Raw genomic sequence first — 16,731 nt, 5'->3', positions numbered from 1 at the left:
CCCGGCCTGCCATCATGATCGGATGCGGGAGGCGTGGAGCACATGGGGACACGTCGTCATCGCGACCGTCTGCGCCGTTCCCGTGGCCGCCCTCGCCGTCCTGCTTCTCGCCCGCCGCCGCACGCGCCGGGGACATCCCGCTCCCCTCCGCACCGCCGTCGCCGACGTCGTCATGGTGGCCGCGACCGCGCCCTGGATCTGGATGATCCTCACGCCGGGAACGGAGGACGGCGTGCACCTCGTCCCCCTGGTGGACCTGGCGGGCCAGGTCACGCGGTTGTCGCCGGGAGCGGCGGTCGTGCAGATCGGCGGCAACCTGCTGGTCTTCGCCGCGCTCGGCGCGATGCTCCCGGTCCGCTCCGCGCGCTTCGCCTCGCTCGCGGCGGTGGCCGCCGTCGCGGCCACCGCCTCACTCGGCGTCGAGATCCTCCAGTACGGCCTGCGGCTCGGGCGGGTGAGCTCCGTGGACGACGTGATCCTCAACGCGGCGGGCGCAGTGCTCGCGGCCCTGTGCACCCGCAGGTGGTGGGCCCGCCGTCAGGAAGCTCCTAACGGATGCGGCGGCGGAGGGCAGGGTCGATCTTGACGTTGCGCCCGGCGTCCGGCGGCACCACGATCTCCTGGCCCGCCGCCACACCGCCGGCCAGCAGGTCGATGTCCACCGGCACCGTCCGCTTCACGACCGCGAGGGCGATCGGGCCCAGCTCGTGGTGGCGGGCCGACGAGCCCACGAAGCCGATCTGCCCGGGCTCGGCGGAGCCCTCCACGGCGGCCTCCGGCTCGGCCTCGACCGGCGTGCCGACGCCGAGGGTCACCGCGGCGCCGTGCGGGGGCAGCTCGTCCACGCTGCCGTCGAGGTGCAGGAAGACCAGGCGGCGGGGTGGGTGGCCGAGGTTGTGCACCCGGGCGACCGTCTCCTGGCCCCGGTAGCACCCCTTGCTGAGGTGCACGGCCACGCCGATCCAGCCGATCTCGTGGGGGATCGTCTTGTGGTCGGTCTCGAACCCGAGCCTGGGCACGTACGCGGCGATGCGCAGCGCCTCGTAGGCCCACAGACCGGCGGGACGCAGGCCCAGCGCGTCCGGGAGGCCGCCCAGCCGCTCGCGCGGCACGAGCAGGTCGCCGCCGATCGCGACGGCTCCTTCCACGGTCACGCCGAGCGCCTCGGCGCTCTCGTCCGGAGTAGGCGGGGCGAGGGAGACCACCGCGTAGTCCGAGGTGACGTCGGCGACCTCGACACGCAGCATGAACCGCATCTTCTCCAGGAAGGCGACCAGCTCGGCCGAGGTGCCCGGCTCCACGTGGGCCCACACGGCCTCGCCGTCGTCCACGAGCGTGAGGTGGTGCTCGACGCGGCCCTGCGGGTCGAGCAGCAGCGTCTGGGTGGGCGCGCCCGGCTGGAGCGTGTCGAGCTTCTGCGAGCTGAGGCTGTTGAGCCAGCTCAGCCGGTCGGGCCCGGTGATCCGCACGACCTCGCGGTTGCTCCGGTCGACCAGCGCCCGCCCGCCGGCCAGCGCACGCTGCTCGGCATAGGGATCGCCGTAGTGGGCCGCGACCGTCTCGTCCGGCGCCTGCGCGGCCACCGCGCCGGGTGTGTCAAGCAAAGGGCTCCGCATGCGTTAAAGGCTATTCGGTCCCGCACAGCCGATGTGGCGGCGGCAGGCCCACCTGTGGACGACGCTCGGCCTGTGGACGACGCCTCAGAACGGCACGCGGCGGACGGCGACCAGCGCCACGTCGTCCTCGCGGGCACCGAAGGTGGCGATCAGCCGGTCGCAGAAGCCCTCCAGGTCGTCGTTCACGTCCTCGGCCTGCTGCCGGGCGATCTCCAGGCTCTCGTCGAGCAGTTTGTCGCGGTCCTCGATCAACCCGTCGGTGAACATCAGAACGGTGGCGTTCTCGGGCAGCCGGACCCGGTCCACCCGATACCACTCGTGGGCCACGCCGAGCAACAGGTTGCCGAACCGGTGGTAGGCCGCCCCCTTCCCGGCCAGCAGCGGCGGGATGTGGCCGGCGTTGACGATCTCGCTCTCCCCCGTCGCGGGATCGATCAGCATCAGGCAGACGGTCGCCGTCATGCCGGGGTGGTAGCGCCGCAGGACGGCGTTGAGCAGGCTCATCGACCGGGCGGGATCGACGGCGTCGATGACCGACGCCCGCAGCGCGTTGCGCAGCTCCGCCATCACGGTGGCGGCGTGCAGCGAGTGGCCCTGCACGTCGCCGAGCGCGACCAGGACCCGATCGCCGAGGGGCAGCACCTCGTAGAAGTCGCCGCCCACCTCCACGTTGTCCACCGCCGGCTGGTAGCGCACGCTGATCCGCAGGCCGGGGATGCTGGGGATCTCGGCGGGCAGCAGGCTGCGCTGCAACGTGAGCGCGATCGTGTGCTCCTCCGCGTAGGCACGGGCCGCGTCGACCGCCAGCGCCAGCGCCTGGCCGAGCTGCCGCAGCAGGCTCAGCTCCTCGCCGTCGAGCGGCGAGTCCGTCTCCACCCCGAGGAACACCGGCGGCCGGCCCGTCTTCGTACGGCACAGCATGCCCGACACGCGCGCGACGACGTCGCTGTCGGGGACGACGCGGGCCCAGGTCGCGTTGTCGATCTCGAACGTCTGCACTCCGGGGGACGCCCCGATGGAGATGGTGCTCAGGCGCTCCAGGGTGTCGGGATGGACCAGCCTCGCCGCCGCGCGCTCCCCCGGCCGGGCGGAGAACCTGCGCACTCTCCCGTCCGCCGGGACCGCCAGCACCCGCGAGTAGCGCTCCAGCAGGCGGGAGCAGCCCTCGGCGGCCACCGACAGGAGCCGTTCGAAGTCCTCCGCCTGGTTCATCTCCAGCGTGATCTCGGCCAGCTCGCTCAGCCTGGCCGCCATCCGCTCGGCACGCTGCCGCGCCCGGTAGTAGCGCAGGGTCGCCCGCACCGTCGCGGCGAACTCGTCGGGCTGGATCGGCTCCGACAGGTACGCGTCGGCTCCGCGCTCCAGCCCCTCGGCGCGGTCGGCCGGGGTGACGGCGTTTCCGGACACCTGGATCACCGGGATCGAGGCGGTCTCCGGGTCCGCCTTGATCTTCTCGCACACCTCGATGCCGCTCACGTCGGGCATCCGTACGTCGAGGATGACGAGGTCGGGCTTGAGCGCGGCGACGACGGCCAGCGCCTCCTCGCCGCCGCCGGCCTCGACGACCCGGTGCCCGCCACGGCGCAACCAGCTCGCCAGGATGTAGCGCTTGGTGGGGACGTCGTCGACGACCAGCACCGTCGCTGCGGCGTCAATCACGAGCCCCACCCCCTGTCGTCCTCCACGCTCCCGGCGTCTCGTCCGGCCTTGTCGCGTACGGCCTCCCTGATCGCCTCCAGAAGCTGGTCCCTGCGCAACCCGTGCTTCGACAGCACCGGGTGAGACGCTCCCGGCTGCTCGGACACCACCGACACGACGACCGCCGGGATCCCCCGCAGGACGTCGTCCTCGGCCATCCGGTGCAGCAGCGCCGTGCCGTCCAGGCGCGGCATGAGGAGGTCGACCAGGACCACATCAGGGGGCCGCTCACGCATCAGGTTCAGGGCCTCGACTCCGTCGGCCGCCTCGTCCACCCCGTCCGCGAAGCCGAAGAGCATCCGCCGGGCCACCGCGCGGAAGCCCGCGTCGTCGTCGGCCACGAGCACCCGGCCCACCTCCGGAGTGGCCATCCGGTGCGGCACCCGAAGCGTGGCCGTGGTGCCCTCGCCCGGCCTGCTCGCCAGGTCCAGCGTGCCGCCGAGCGCCTCCGTCAGCCTCCGCGCATACGGCAGGCCGAGACCGGTGCCCTTCGTCTTGAGCTGCAGCGACCCGGGCACCTGGAAGAACTCCTCGAAAACGCGCTCCAGGTGCTCGGGGGGAATGCCCACGCCGGTGTCGGCGACGGTGAAGACGACCTCGGCCATCGCGGGGTCCACGACGGCCGTCAGCCGCACCTCGCCATACTCGGTGAACTTCAGCGCGTTCGACAGCAGGTTGCGCAGGATGGTGGTCAGCATGGTCTCGTCGACGAACATCTCGCCGATCTCGTCCGACACGTCGACCGACAGCGTGACCCCGTCGGCCCGCCCGGTGGGCTGGAGCGTCATGTGCAGCTCCTCGGCCAGGGCGATCACGTCCACCATCGACGGCTGCGGGTCCAGCCGACCGGACTCGGCCTTGGCCAGGTCGAGCAGCTCTCCCACCAGCGCCAGCAGGGTCTCCGCGGAAGTGCCGATGAGGGTGATCTGGTGCGCCTGCTCCTCGCTGAGCGGTTCCGCGCCGGAGCCGAGCAGCAGCCGGACCAGCCCGATGATCGAGGTCAGCGGCAGCCGCAGCTCGTGGCTCACGCTGGCCCAGAACCGCTGCCTGGCCTCGGCCGCCTGCCGGAGCTGGGACGACTTCTCGTCGAGCTCGGCGTAGAGCGCCACGACGCCGCGGTTGGTCTCCTCCAGCTCGGTCGACAGCTGGTTGTAGAGCGCCAGGACGCCCTGGTTGGTCTCGGCCAGCTCCGCGTTGAGCCGGAGCACCTCCTCCAGGGTGCCGGCCAGCTCCCTGTTCTGCTCACGCAGCACGTCCAGGGCCGCCGTGGGAGGCGAGAGACGGGCCAGCTCCTCGCGGATGCCGTCGAGCGGCCGGCGGCTGCGGTGCCCGGGGACCCGCTTCACCAGCGTGACGCGTCCGTCCTCGGCCGACAGCGCGATCTCGTCGACCATGCGACCGGCCAGCTTCACGCCCTCGCTCTCCCGAACGTCGGCGCCGTCGCGATAGTCCACGGTGATGACCAGCCGGTCCTCACGCAGGTCGAAGACGACCGCGCTCCCGGCGCCCCGCGCCAGCGTTTCACGGCCGATCTCGCTGAGCGCCGTCGCCACCCGGATCTGGTCCTGGGATTCCAGCCCGACGAGTTCGGCGATCTGGCGGCCCAGCTGCCGTACGGCGAAGACGTCCTGGTCCCTGCAGATCTCCGCGCGGGTGAGCACCTCGCCCATCACTGCCCCTGTTTGACGGTCACGACGCAGGCGTCGTCCCTGCGGCTGCCCGCGTCGCGCAGCAGGGTCGCGCCCACCACGGCCGGGGAATGGGCGAACAGTCCGGGGAAGGAAGCGGGGTCCCAGCGGTCGGTGAGACCGTCGGAGTGGAGCACCACCGTGGCGTGCGGCGGCAGCGCGTACTCGTACTGCCGGGGACGCCTGCCCTTGTGCCCGGCGATGCCGGGCAGCGAGATCATCCCCTGGCGGCCTTCGGCGTGGGCGATCCAGCCCGAGATGTTGCCCAGCCCGGCGAACGTGACGCTCTCACGGCCGACCCGCACCACCGCGACCGCCCCGCCCCGGGTGTGGCCCAGCCCCCGGTGCAGGCGTTCGAGGGCGACGGCAGGAAGGGCGTGCGGGTCCTCCATGAAGATCCGCACGGCCTCGCGGGAGGCGTGCGCGGCGAGGCCGCCGTGGCCGAGCCCGTCGCAGACCAGCAGGCTGATCGCGTCGCCGTCGTCGGCGAAGGCGAAGGAGTCGCCGCACACGCTCTCCTCACCGATGGGACGGCGCAGCCCGCTCACCCGCAGCGGCGGCCCGGGCAGGCCGTCCGCGGTGAAGTGCAGGACCAGCACGGTGCCCCTGCCGGGCACCGAGTAGACGTCCCAGCCGGTGGCCATGCGGGCGATCGCGCCGAGACCGATGCCGAGCGTGCCGGAGGTGGAGTAGCCGTCCCGCAGGGCGCGGCCGAGGTCGGCGATCCCGGGGCCCTTGTCGACGGCCACGAGTTCGACCGCGCCAGGCCGCTCCAGGTGGGGGCGCACGAGCACGGCACCCTCCACCGCGTGCTTGACCAGGTTCGAGACCGCCTCGGTCACCGCCACCGCGACCTGGCCGGTGCGGTTCTGGTCGAACCCGGAGGCCGTGGCCAAGGCGACCGCCGTCCTGCGCACCGCGCCGATCACACTCGGATCGGCGGTGGACACCCAGACGTCCTCGTACCGGTGCGTCATGGTCATGTCACCGGGCCCACTTGGTCACCGTCACGCGGGTGCCCTCGCCGGGCGCGGAGACGAGGTCGAACTCGTCCACGAGCCGCCGCGATCCGCTCAGCCCGAGTCCCAGCCCCCCGGCGGTGCTCCAGCCCTCGGTCAGCGCCTGATCGAGGTCCGGGATGCCCGGCCCCTCGTCCGTGAAGACGAGCCGCAGGCCCGGCCGCCGCACGCCCTCGAGCACCTCGATCAGCACCCGGCCTCCCCCGGCGTGCACGAGGGCGTTCCTGGCGAGCTCGCTGGCGGCAGTCACGATCTTCGTCTGGTCGACCAGGGAGAGCCCTATCTCGGCCGCGAGGCTTCTGACCTGCTGACGTACGACTACGACGTCACCGTTGGTGGCGATGGGCAGCTCCCGGGGCGCGCTCACCCCGCGGCGCCCCTGACGTGCTCCAGCATCGCGACGCCCTTCTCCAGGTTGAGAGCCGTGCGCACGCCGCCGAGCGACAGCCCCAGCTCGACCAGCGTGATCGCCACCGCGGGACGCATGCCGACCACCACGGTCTCCGCGTCGAGCATGCGGGTCATCGCGGCGATCGTGGAGAACATGCGGCCGATGAACGAGTCGACGATCTCCACGGCCGTGATGTCGATGATGACCCCTCGCGCTCCCGAGGAGACCACCGTGTCTGCCAGGTCCTCCTGCAGGGCCAGCACGCTCTGGTCGTCCAGGTCGATCTGGATCGAGACGATCAGGATGTCGCCGAGCTTGAGAATCGGCACGCGTTCCATCAGGCGCGCTCCGCCCTGACCGCGACCCGCGTCCGCGCGGCGCCCGTGATCTCCACGCCGCTCCGCCCGAGTGCGTACGCGAGAGCGTCGGCCAGCGAGGCCTTGGTGACGATGTCGCCGAACTCGATGCCCAGCGTGACGATCGTGTGCGCGATCTGCGGGCGGATGCCGGAGATGACGCACTCCGCGCCCATCAGGCGGGCCGCGACGACGGTCTTGAGCAGGTGCTGCGCGACCTGCGTGTCGACGGCGGGCACGCCGGTGATGTCGATGACCGCGTGCTCCGAGCCCGTGTCGACCAGGGTCTGGAGCAGCTTCTCCATGACGACCTGGGTGCGGGCCGAGTCGAGCGTGCCGACTAGCGGCACGGCGACGATGCCCTCCCACAGCTTCACCACCGGCGTCGACAACTCGAGCAGCTGCTCGGCCTGGTCGAAGATGATCTTCTCGCGAGCGGCGGTGTAGGTCTCGAAGGTGTACAGGCCGAGGTCGTCGACGAGCCGGGAGAACCATACGAACCCGCGCAACGCGTCCGGGCCGCCGTCGTCCTCGGCCACCTCGTACAACGCCTCCTTGAGCGAGAACACGAGCCGCGCGGTGTCGGAGGGCGTGTGCCCCTGCCGGACGCGGGCGCGGGAAAGTTCGGCGAGCAGCCCGCGTACGTCGGCGAAGTCTCCGTCCTCGCTGCTGAGCGCGGCGCGCAACGCCTGGTAGAGGTCACGGAGTTCGTCGCGAGACGCTCCGGACAATTGGGCCCACCGCTGGAGCAACCGCTCCTCGCTGGACATGAAAAGCTCGACTATGCGCCGCCTGGCGGCCTCCGCGGGAACGGTCACCCTCATCTCCTGACGAATCGGCGTGGTGCGCCACTCGTCACGCTACCGGTCCCGGGACATAGCCCCCAAAACACCCCACGTTAGTCAAAGACGGCATTTGCGGCAATGGCCAAATACGGTGAGATGACGGACATCGGTGGCGAAGCCCAGTTCGGTGTCGAGGGCCGAGACGAGGCCGTCCACCGTCTCCGGGGGCACCTCGGTGACCTCGCCGCACCCCCGGCAGACGAGGTGGACGTGGTCGGCCTCGGAGGCGAGGTGATAGGTGGGAGCGCCGTGGCCGAGATGGGTGTGGGTGACCAGCCCGAGCTCCTCCAGGAGCTCAAGGGTCCGGTAGACCGTCGAGATGTTGACACCCCTGGCCGTCTGCTGCACGCGGGAGCAGATGTCCTCGGGCGTGGCGTGCCCCAGCTCGGTGACCGCTTCCAGCACGAGCTGGCGCTGGGGGGTGATCCGGTAGCCGCGGGCCCGCAGCTCCTCGTGCCAAGTCTCGGCCATGCCCAGAGTGTAAGTCGTGCCCGCCGGAACATGCCCTACGTCGGCCGCTCCCTCGTCGCCCCCCGAGGTCTCCCCGGTTGTCGCGGGAGGGGCTCGAACTTCATCGCATTAATCGTTTGCCCGCGCCCGGGGCCCTCGCATAGCGTGAAGGCACGCAGAAGGGAGGTGGTCCAAACAATGGTTGATCATTCTTGGGCTAGCGAGGTGGCTGTCCGCTAGGACTCGTCCATCTGGACCTTCCGTCTGGATGTCGTACGACGTCCCGGCGAATCCTCGACAGACACCGGAACCCCGGGCAGCCGGCGGCCGTGGACGACTTTCGTCCCCGGCCATGGTCCAGCCGGCCCGCCTCTTCAGGAGGCGGAGCGCGCCCGGGGTTCTTTCTTTTCCCCTTACTCCTCGAAGTCGCCGGCCCGCTTGAGCTCCGCCGAGGCGTGCGACTGCAGCGGGTGCCCCATCGCCGCCATGTCGTAGGCGTACATGAGGTTGCCGTTGACCAGGCCGTAGAGCCGGTGGCCCGCGTTGTAGTCCTTGGCCGTCGTGGTCCGCGCGACCACGTCCGTACGCAGCTCGATCTTGTGGAAGACGACCTCCCCCACGTAGATCTCCACGATGCCGGTCGGGTGGGCGAGGCACACTTCGATCTGACGCTCGGGCTGGATCCGCCAGAACCCCGTCTCGGTGGACAGAGGCCGGACCTTGTTGCCCTCGGCGTCGAGCAGCCACGTGCGGCTCTGATAGGTCAGGAACGGCTTCCCGTTGTGGCCGAAGACGATCTCCTGGCCGAAGTTGGCGCTCTCCATGGTGGGATAGCCGATCACCCCGGCCCCCTCCCAGCGGCCCAGGAGGAAGGCGATCGGCTCGAGGTCGGGATGTACGTCCATGAAGACGAGCTTAGAGGCGCGCGAGCGGCCCCTCGCACCACGCGTGGCATGCGCCGATTGCCCAACTTGTACGGCATGCGGCGGCACGCCGGCGACCCCGGCGGACTAGGCTGCCAGCTATGGCACGATCACTGGTCATCAAGGTCACGGCCGGGGCGGACGCCCCGGAGCGTTGCAACCAGGCGTTCACGGTCGCGGCGGCCGCGCTGGCGAGCGGTGTCCCGGTCTCGCTGTGGCTGACCGGCGAGTCCTCGTGGTTCGCGCTGCCGGGACGGGCCAAGGAGTTCGCCCTGGCCGAGGCCGCCCCGCTTGAGGACATGCTCGACGCCGTGCTCGCCGCGGGCAGGGTCACGCTGTGCACCCAGTGCGCCGCCCGCCGGGGCATCACCGTGGACGACGTGATCGACGGCGTGCGCATCGCCGGGGCCTCCACGTTCGTCGAGGAGGCCCTGGGCGAGGGCGTGCAGGCGCTGATCTACTGACCGGCCGGGATCTGCCGAGAGGTCAGCTCGGCAGCACCGCGCGCAGGCGTTCGTCGCGCAGCGCCTGATACCAGCTGTCGTCGATCGGGGGCAGCGGTCCGGTGACCCAGCTCAGCAGCAGGTCGGCCAGGGCGGGGTTGCGGGCGAGCGCCGGCCCGTGCAGGTAGGTGCCGATGACGCGGCCCGCGTAGCAGCCCTCCGTGCCGTCGCCGTTGCCGACGCCGACCATGGTCCGCGAAAGCGGGCGCACGCCGGGACCGAGCCTGGTCACGCCCATGTGGTTCTCGAAGCCCGTCAGTGTGGGCAGCCCCAGGGCGGGGTCGACCTCGGCGGCCAGCTCGCCGACGGCGCGCCGCTCGCCCCGCCCCGAGCTGATGTCCAGCAGCCCGACACCGGGCACGGGCTGCCCTTCCTCGCCGCCGAACACCGTGCCCATGATCTGGTAGCCGGCGCAGACCGCCAGCATGGCCGCGCCGCGCTGGATCGCGGCGTGCAGGCCGCCGTCGCGGCGCAGCCGCTCGGCCCCGAGGATCTGCGGCCGGTCCTCGCCGCCGCCGATCAGGTAGACGTCGCCCTGCTGCGGCACGGGGTCGGACGACCGCACGTGGACGGTCCTGGTCCGGATGCCCCGGGCCCGGGCCCGCTGCTCCAGCACCAGGACGTTGCCCTGGTCTCCGTACGTGCTGAGGAGGTCGGGATAGATCCAGACGATGGACAATTCAGACTGCACGGCCGAACTCCGCTCGGATCTGCTGGAACGCGGTGTAGTTGGCGATCACGTCGATCTTGCCGGGCGCGAGGAGGCCCACCGCCTGCTCGAACGAATCGCAGAGCTGGAAGGGGACCCCCGCCACGGCCAGCCGCAGCGCGAGGTCGAGGCGGCGCTCGCCGGTGACGAGGACGGGCCTGCCGCGCAGGATGCGATAGTCGACGTCCCACAGCCAGGAGGTGTCGCGGCCGTCCGGCCCCTGCGCGTTCACCGACAGGATGATCGGCAGCGCCGGGTCGGCGACGTCGAACGCCTCCAGCCAGCCGGCCGGGTTCTTGGCCAGCAGCAGCCGCAGCGACCGGCCGTCCCGCTCGACGGTCGTGTAACGCCCGGCGACGGAGGTGACCATACGCAGCCTGGGCAGCGCCCGGCCGGGGTCGAGGCCGAGCGTCTCGGCGACCGCCAGCGCGATGGCGGCGTTCGCCCGGTTGGCCTGGCCGGGAAGCTGGATATCCAGGCGCCAGTGCTGTCCCCGGGGGTCGGTCACGTACTCCCCGTCGAGCACCCAGCTGGGCTCGGGCCGGTGGAAGGTGCACTCGCGGCACGCCCAGTTGGTGTCGGCCATCTGCGCCGCGGTGAGGCCCTGACCGCCGTTGCCGAACCCGGCGCGGTCGAGCGGGCCGCCGCACTCCGGGCAGCACCAGGAGTCCTCGCGCCAGCGCTGCCCCGCCGCCACCCAGGTGACCCGGGCGGCGGTGGACGCGCCCCAGGTGACCAGCGGGTCGTCGCAGTTGGCGATCACGTGGGCGGGCCGGCCCGCGAGTGCGCGGCGCCACTTCTGGGCCAGCAGCCAGATCTCCCCGGCCCGGTCCATCTGGTCGCGGCTCAGGTTCATGAGGCAGAGGATGCCGGCGTTGGTCGTGTCGAGGACCTCGGGGAGGTACTTCTCGTCGACCTCCAGCACGCCGTACGGCGCGTCCTTGTTGGAGGCGAGGGCCGACACGTGCCCGGCGGGCATGTTGGCGCCGAAGGCGTTCGTCGCCACGTCGCCGAGCTCCTGCAGCGCCGAGGTGATCAGACGCGTCGTCGTGGTCTTGCCGTTCGTGGCGCTGACCAGGACGAGCTTGCGGTCGGCCGCGAGCTTGCGCAGCAGGTCGGGCTCCAGCATGAGACCGACCCTGCCGCCGATCACCGAGCCGTCGCCACGCCCGGTGGCCCTGGACAGCGTCGCGGCCGTGCGGCCCAGGGCGCTGGCGAGCTGCGCCCGCAACGGAAGCTGACTCATGCCGCGATCCTAGTCGGCCGCGTGCATGTCACGATCCGAAGGACAGCTCCGCGGGGGTGTCGCCGTCGAACGGCAGGACGAACCGGCGTGGCCAGGACAGCACGGTCTCCAGCCAGCCCGCGCTCATCGTCTGGGCCACGTACTTGACCCGCTCGCGCGGCTCGACCCCGATGGCGACCGTCGTCACGTCGCGCTGGATGCCCTCGTGCTCGTCGTCGCCCAGGATGACCCGCCACGCCAGGGCGCGGTTGCGATCCACCTCCATCGACAGCGGGTGGTGGCGCAGCGCCTTGGCCCGATGGCCGAGCAGCTCGGTGCGCACGCCGACCGCGACCCCGCCCTCGGCCGGCTCGGCGCCGTTGACCCCCTGGTGCGGGTACGGCCGGCCGGCGGGGTCGGTGCCGAACAGCGGATACTCCATCGCCGGCGCCGCGCTGCGCAGGTTCGGCGCGGGATGCCCGAACGGGAACAGCCGGTCCACCTCGTGGAGCCAGCGGACCTGCGGGATCACCCAGGCCGCGCCCGGCCGCTCGCCCGCCCGCATCGGCGGCTCGCTCTCCCCACCGTCCGCCTGGCCCGCCGCCAGCAGCCCGGCGGCGACCTCAGCGGCCTTCTCGGTGAGCAGCGCGGGGTCGAACCACGTCCGCAGCGACCAGGCGCGGCGCGCGACCGACCGTTCGACCAGCGTGGCCAGCAGGCACTCGCGCCGCTTGGCCGGCAGCTCCGCCCAGATGTCGGCGAGCACGCGCGGCACGCCCGGCAGCGACCGGTTCGTCACGAACGCCAGGACGACCGTGTCGGTCCAGATCCGCAGCCACGCCCACTCCGGGGCCACCGCGAGCAGGTCGGCCTCGCGCAACTCGACCAGCGTGCACGCCTTCCCCGTACGGCACTCGCGCCCGCAGGCGGCCGAGCGGCGCCCGCAGATCGGCGGCACGGGGCCGAGCGTCTCGCGCTCGCGGTCCTCGCCCAGCGGCACCTGGACGCGCAGCGGGCGGTCCATGCCGTCGGCGAACACCGCGGCGAAACCCGGCTGGAGGGACACCACCTGACGTGACTGGTCCTCGCTCAGGTTCATGGCCGCGCCGACGAGCGCGCGGTCGTCCTCGGCCGGGAGCCGGTGCACGACCTTGAGCGCGGTGTTCTTCACCACGTCGGAGACGAGCTTGGTCGGGATCTGCTCGGCCACGATGATGCCCTCGCCGTACGCCCTGATCTCGGCGAGCATCCCGGCCAGCAACTCGACGGCGTGCGTGGAGGCCCGCTGGGAGCCCCGGTCGCGCAGCAGCCGGTGGGCCTCCTCGATGACGATGACGTGCCGCAGGCCGCCGACGCCGTCCTCGGCCCGCGGTTCGGAGCGGGCGCGCATCCGCAGGTGCTCGACGATGCGGATGATGAGCGTGCCCATGAGGAACGCCTTGTCCTCGTCGTTGGCCACGTCCTCGATCGCGAGCACGACGTTGCGCTGGAGCAGGCCGCCGATGTCGGCCGGGTGGCCGCCCTCGAAGAACCGGCCCGCGCTGCCCACGCGCAGGCTGCGCAGCCGCAGGCTGATGAAGCCCTCGACGTCGGCCTGGACCTCGTTGCCGTACCCGATCTCCTGGATGACCTCGAGCGCGTGCTGCTGGAGCTGCTCCAGGGTCGGTACGGCCGGCTGCACGGCGGCCCCCGGGATGCCGCCCCCGGTGACCACGTCCCAGCCGTTGGCCTCGTAGACGCGCTGCAACGCCAGCGACATGATCTGCGGGAACGGCTCCTCTGCGTCGAACGCCGCCATGAACAGCGCCCTGACCATGTCGATGTGGGCCTGCACGGGGTAGCCGGGCTCGGGCGCGAGCGGGTTGACGCTGATCGGCACGTTGTCGGGCGCCGAGGGGTTGATGACGGTCAGCGGCGCCAGGTGCTCGACCCGGCCGGCCATCGCGGCGTACTCCGACTTGGCCGGCTCGATCGCCAGCCACGGGATGCCCGCCTTGGTGAGCTGTTCGAGCAGGTGACGCACGGTCTGCGACTTGCCGGAGCCGGTGGCGCCCGTGATGAAGGCGTGGCGGTTCAGCGTGGCCAGCGGCACCCGGAACGTTCCGACGGCGCGGTCCTGCCCGTCGACGATCGCGCCGAGGTCGACGGTCTCCGCCGAGCCCTCGACCTCGGTCTCGCTCGTCACGTCGAAGAAGCCCGCGTCGAGCACCCGGACGCCCGGCACCTCACGGCGCGGCAGCCCGGCGAGCGCGGCGAGCGCCCCGGCCGTCGCCGCGAACGGCGCCGCCGCCCCGTCGGCGGAATCCTGCAGGTTGACGGCCAGCGCCTCGTTGAAGCCGTACACCGACTCGCAGGTGCCGTCGCCGCTCAGGGCGGGCAGCGACATCGCGCTGCGCAGCCGGTAGGGGTGGTGGCTCATCTCCACCGACCCGACCAGCACCGGCGCGATCTGGCGCAGCTCGTCGGGGCCGGCCGCGCCGGCGAGCACCCGGACGTTCCACAGGCCGGCCTCGCGGAAGGCGTCCAGCTCCTGCATCCTGCGCTCGGCCCGCTCGGCGTCGAAGCGCGACCGCTCCGAGGCGTCGCCATACTGGCGCAGCACGTTGAGCTGGGTGCGCAGGTGGGCCACCTCGGCGTCGAGCAGGTCGGTCGGCTCGGCGACCACCACCCACGCGAACGGCCGGGACATGAGCGTGACCAGCGTCGACTCGAACAGCGTGGGCCGCTTGGGCTCGTCGGGCTCCGGCTCGCGCCTGCCGTAGAGCGGCGGGGCCTGACGGCCCGGGCACGGCGTCCAGACGAGGTCGGCGAGGTCGGCCAGCCACTCGTCGCCGATCTCCACGCCGCGCGCGCCGCCGGGGAACAGCAGCGGCTGCGGGCCGGTGACCGGCGGCTCCGGCGTGGTCGCCGCCCGCTTCGGCGGCTTGGGCGGCGTGAGCGGTCCCGCGTTGGTGATGAGCTCCAGCGGTGCACCCGAACCCCGCGACAGCCAGCCGATGACGAACGGCCGGTTGCGCTGCGCGGCGGACAGGACCGCGGGGAGCACCGTGACGAAGTCCCACTCCGCGGACGAACTACGCGATGGGGCGGTGATCGCCTGAATCCGGTACCACGGCCCGCTCAGGGGAAACGGCTGCATCAGACCCCTCAGGTGACGACGAACAGGGGAGAGACTCCTTCAACGATCATGCCCGCACACCCCGGTTGACGATGCCCTTACCGACAGCGGACGGTGTCATGGGCGCGTACGGCGTTTCGGGAGCGCTCACGGCCGCTTGCGCCAGTCGAGGCGGGGCGGCGGCGGGCCCAGGTTGGGGGGCACGTCAGGCAGCACGGGCTCCTCCGGCTCCGGCTCGGGCTCCGGTGGCGCGAGGGCGGCCCGCCGGATCTCCTCGAACTCCCCCAGCGTCGTCTTGGGGAAGGTGAGTATCGCCGGATTCGCGTCCGCGAGGCGCACCTGGCGTCCCTCCGCCGTCGAGTAGGTGACGATCACGGAGGTGGTGGGGAGCTGCTGGAGCTGGTGCGGCTCGACCAGGAACTCCCGCGACCGCTGCAGGACCCCGTCGGCCACCGTAGGGGCGCGCCGTCCCCACTCGGTCGACTCGGTGATGTCCTCCCGCAGGTCGCCCTCGCTCTTCTCCTCCCCCTCCGTACGGCTCTCGCCGACGGTGGAGGTGTAGAAGCCGCTCGGGCCGTTGACCGCCGAGCTGAACGTCTCGGTGAGCTGGGCGAGCTCCAGGCGGTGCTCGGTGCCGACGTGCTCGCTGGCCACCCGGGCGTCCTCGGCGTTGCCCAGGCGCATGAACGCGACCGCCGCGTGTCCCCGGCCGAGCCGCTCCCGCACCGTCGGGGTGAGGCTGCGGTAGGTCAGCACGAGCCCGGTGCGCGAGGTCTCGCAGGCGTCCATGAGCCGGTCGAGCACGTCGCCGCGCAACTTGTCCGCGCCCGCCACGATGATCGTGTGATACCAGGGCCGCTCGCTGGCCGGCGACTGGCGCAGGATGTGCGTGAGCGCGGTCGCGACGTAGGTCCCGAGCACCCGGTTGCCGAAGACCCCCGCCTGCCGGTCCATGCTGACGACCCGCAGCCGTGCGGGCGGCAGCCGTACGGCCTGCGAGCCCAGCGTCTCCAGCTTGCGCAGCTGCGATTCCAGCGCCCACGCCCGCTCGATGACCACCCGGTCGGCCACGCCCCGGCCGAACAGCGTGCCGATGCGTTCGAGCTGCGACGCCGTGAGCAGGCCGCCCTTCATGTCGTCGCGCGGGTCGCCCACCTGCGCGAGGGCCCGCAGGGCGGCGGTGACCTGGCTGATCGTCGCGTTCTCGCCCAGGACCTCGAGCACGCGCTCCAGGATCGCGTTGTCGAAGCCGATGTCCCTGCTGGTCTCCTCGCTGACGCTCACCACGTGGGCGAGCACGTCGGCGAACGCCTCGGGCTTGAGCGTCGCGCCCAGGTCGAGCCGGGGCAGGTCCACCGGGAGCACCCAGACGAGCGGGTCGTCCCCGCCCCTGCGCGCCAGCTCGATCAGGTCCTTGGCGATCGCGCCCTCCGACAGGTCGAGCACGGTCAGGTGGCCGCCGCTGTAGAGCCGGGTCGCGCCGATCAGCGTGACCAGCGCCGACCAGCCGGTCAGCGTGCCCCCGGCCACGTCGACCCGGTCGATGTCGTCGGGCACCGCCACGGCGTACCAGGTGATCTGCCTGTCGAAGCGGTTCTTCTTCTCGGCCCAGTCGCGGTATTTCGCGGCGTGTTCCTCCTGGGCCGTGACGATCTCCCGCTGGCGGCGCTCCTGCTCCCGCAGCGCCTTGCGGCGGCGCTCGTCGAGCCGCTCGTTGACCGTACGGTCGCCCTGCCGGATGGCGTAGGTGCAGATGGCGGCCACGCCTCCCGCGGCCACCAGGCCCAGCATGACGAACGACCAGGTGAGCAGCCCGGTCACGCCGAGGACGAGGATCCCCGCGGCCACCACGGCCATGAACGTACGGAAGATCCGGACCGGGCGGTTGAGCAGGTCCTTCTGGAGCCGCTCCCGGTGGATCCACTCGGTGTCGGTGTCCACCGGAGGCTCGGTGACGTCCTCCCTGGCCGGTCGCTTCGGCGGCGGCCCGGGATCCGGGTACAGCAGCGCGTACTGCCAGCCCAGGTAGATCCGGTCCGCCTGCAACTGGGCATGCTCGGGGTGCGGGTCGCCCACGGGCCCTCCATGTCCGCCTCGGTCACAGCGTAGGAGCTGGAAGCCCTGTCAGGGCGTGCTTCTCGCCATTCGGACGTATTTCCGCGCGAGGGACAGAACCATTGCGACCAATGG

At 72.0% G+C, this 16,731-nt stretch carries 15 protein-coding genes; 2 read left to right on the top strand and 13 right to left on the bottom strand.

Annotation, left to right across the window (positions count from 1 at the left end):
* Positions 1-22 precede the first annotated feature (22 nt).
* The gene (locus tag FLW16_RS35475) at positions 23-586 is read left to right on the top strand and encodes a VanZ family protein (RefSeq protein ID WP_142564933.1); all 564 of its coding nucleotides are present in this window, start codon (positions 23-25) and stop codon (positions 584-586) included.
* On the opposite strand, the gene FLW16_RS35470 is transcribed toward FLW16_RS35475, so the two are convergent.
* From FLW16_RS35470 to FLW16_RS35430, 9 genes are all read right to left on the bottom strand, one after another.
* Complete coding sequence (locus FLW16_RS35470; protein WP_142564931.1) at positions 549-1,616, bottom strand: folate-binding protein YgfZ; 1,068 nt, start codon at positions 1,614-1,616, stop codon at positions 549-551. The two genes, FLW16_RS35475 and FLW16_RS35470, sit on opposite strands and share 38 nt — an antisense overlap.
* Before the next feature lie 84 nt (positions 1,617-1,700).
* Positions 1,701-3,275 (bottom strand): fused response regulator/phosphatase, encoded by a 1,575-nt coding sequence (locus FLW16_RS35465; RefSeq protein WP_142564929.1) that lies wholly within the window; start codon positions 3,273-3,275, stop codon positions 1,701-1,703.
* Positions 3,272-4,984, bottom strand: a complete 1,713-nt coding sequence (locus FLW16_RS35460; RefSeq protein ID WP_142564927.1) for an ATP-binding protein — start codon at positions 4,982-4,984, stop codon at positions 3,272-3,274. Before FLW16_RS35460 ends, FLW16_RS35465 begins: the two co-directional genes overlap by 4 nt.
* Positions 4,984-5,985: an ATP-binding SpoIIE family protein phosphatase gene (locus FLW16_RS35455; protein ID WP_221891441.1), complete on the bottom strand. Its 1,002-nt coding sequence runs from the start codon at positions 5,983-5,985 to the stop codon at positions 4,984-4,986. The genes FLW16_RS35460 and FLW16_RS35455 overlap by 1 nt, the downstream gene beginning before the upstream one ends.
* A gap of 1 nt (position 5,986) precedes the next feature.
* Entirely contained in the window at positions 5,987-6,388 is a 402-nt protein-coding gene (locus tag FLW16_RS35450) for an ATP-binding protein (protein WP_142564925.1), read from the bottom strand.
* Positions 6,385-6,750 (bottom strand): STAS domain-containing protein, encoded by a 366-nt coding sequence (locus FLW16_RS35445; RefSeq protein ID WP_185949729.1) that lies wholly within the window; start codon positions 6,748-6,750, stop codon positions 6,385-6,387. Before FLW16_RS35445 ends, FLW16_RS35450 begins: the two co-directional genes overlap by 4 nt.
* Positions 6,750-7,586 (bottom strand): STAS domain-containing protein, encoded by an 837-nt coding sequence (locus FLW16_RS35440; RefSeq protein ID WP_260615930.1) that lies wholly within the window; start codon positions 7,584-7,586, stop codon positions 6,750-6,752. Before FLW16_RS35440 ends, FLW16_RS35445 begins: the two co-directional genes overlap by 1 nt.
* 84 nt (positions 7,587-7,670) lie before the next feature.
* The gene (locus FLW16_RS35435) at positions 7,671-8,084 is read right to left on the bottom strand and encodes a Fur family transcriptional regulator (protein ID WP_142564923.1); all 414 of its coding nucleotides are present in this window, start codon (positions 8,082-8,084) and stop codon (positions 7,671-7,673) included.
* 392 nt (positions 8,085-8,476) lie between these two features.
* Positions 8,477-8,968 carry an FABP family protein gene (locus FLW16_RS35430; RefSeq protein ID WP_142564921.1) on the bottom strand — a complete coding sequence of 164 codons (492 nt, stop codon included), beginning with the start codon at positions 8,966-8,968 and terminating at the stop codon, positions 8,477-8,479.
* A gap of 119 nt (positions 8,969-9,087) precedes the next feature.
* Between FLW16_RS35430 and FLW16_RS35425 the strand changes: the two genes are divergently transcribed.
* Positions 9,088-9,450 carry a DsrE family protein gene (locus FLW16_RS35425; protein ID WP_142564919.1) on the top strand — a complete coding sequence of 121 codons (363 nt, stop codon included), beginning with the start codon at positions 9,088-9,090 and terminating at the stop codon, positions 9,448-9,450.
* Between the two features lie 22 nt (positions 9,451-9,472).
* Here FLW16_RS35425 and FLW16_RS35420 read toward each other — a convergent pair whose 3' ends face one another.
* From FLW16_RS35420 to FLW16_RS35405, 4 genes are all read right to left on the bottom strand, one after another.
* Positions 9,473-10,180 carry a type 1 glutamine amidotransferase gene (locus tag FLW16_RS35420; protein WP_142564918.1) on the bottom strand — a complete coding sequence of 236 codons (708 nt, stop codon included), beginning with the start codon at positions 10,178-10,180 and terminating at the stop codon, positions 9,473-9,475.
* Complete coding sequence (locus tag FLW16_RS35415) at positions 10,170-11,444, bottom strand: MurT ligase domain-containing protein (protein WP_142564916.1); 1,275 nt, start codon at positions 11,442-11,444, stop codon at positions 10,170-10,172. Before FLW16_RS35415 ends, FLW16_RS35420 begins: the two co-directional genes overlap by 11 nt.
* A gap of 28 nt (positions 11,445-11,472) precedes the next feature.
* Positions 11,473-14,562 (bottom strand): ATP-binding protein, encoded by a 3,090-nt coding sequence (locus tag FLW16_RS35410; protein WP_142564915.1) that lies wholly within the window; start codon positions 14,560-14,562, stop codon positions 11,473-11,475.
* 126 nt (positions 14,563-14,688) lie between these two features.
* A complete protein-coding gene (locus FLW16_RS35405; RefSeq protein WP_142564913.1) occupies positions 14,689-16,617 on the bottom strand; it encodes a hypothetical protein in 1,929 nt (642 codons plus the stop codon).
* Positions 16,618-16,731: the final 114 nt, after the last annotated feature.

It is taken from the genome of Microbispora sp. KK1-11 (genome assembly GCF_006874435.1).
Taxonomy (GTDB): Bacteria; Actinomycetota; Actinomycetes; order Streptosporangiales; family Streptosporangiaceae; genus Microbispora; species Microbispora catharanthi.
The sequence above is the reverse complement of the archived record's forward strand: the minus strand, read 5'-3'. Positions and strand labels throughout refer to the sequence as shown.

Bases quoted from the DNA above. Each gene is read 5' to 3' on its own strand.
- FLW16_RS35460 (WP_142564927.1), bottom strand. From the start codon at position 4,984: ATGGGCGAGGTGCTCACCCGCGCGGAGATCTGCAGGGACCAGGACGTC.
- FLW16_RS35410 (WP_142564915.1), bottom strand. From the start codon at position 14,562: ATGCAGCCGTTTCCCCTGAGCGGGCCGTGGTACCGGATTCAGGCGATC.
- FLW16_RS35415 (WP_142564916.1), bottom strand. From the start codon at position 11,444: ATGAGTCAGCTTCCGTTGCGGGCGCAGCTCGCCAGCGCCCTGGGCCGC.
- FLW16_RS35435 (WP_142564923.1), bottom strand. From the start codon at position 8,084: ATGGCCGAGACTTGGCACGAGGAGCTGCGGGCCCGCGGCTACCGGATC.
- FLW16_RS35425 (WP_142564919.1), top strand. From the start codon at position 9,088: ATGGCACGATCACTGGTCATCAAGGTCACGGCCGGGGCGGACGCCCCG.
- FLW16_RS35470 (WP_142564931.1), bottom strand. From the start codon at position 1,616: ATGCGGAGCCCTTTGCTTGACACACCCGGCGCGGTGGCCGCGCAGGCG.
- FLW16_RS35430 (WP_142564921.1), bottom strand. From the start codon at position 8,968: ATGGACGTACATCCCGACCTCGAGCCGATCGCCTTCCTCCTGGGCCGC.
- FLW16_RS35475 (WP_142564933.1), top strand. From the start codon at position 23: ATGCGGGAGGCGTGGAGCACATGGGGACACGTCGTCATCGCGACCGTC.
- FLW16_RS35455 (WP_221891441.1), bottom strand. From the start codon at position 5,985: ATGACCATGACGCACCGGTACGAGGACGTCTGGGTGTCCACCGCCGAT.
- FLW16_RS35445 (WP_185949729.1), bottom strand. From the start codon at position 6,750: ATGGAACGCGTGCCGATTCTCAAGCTCGGCGACATCCTGATCGTCTCG.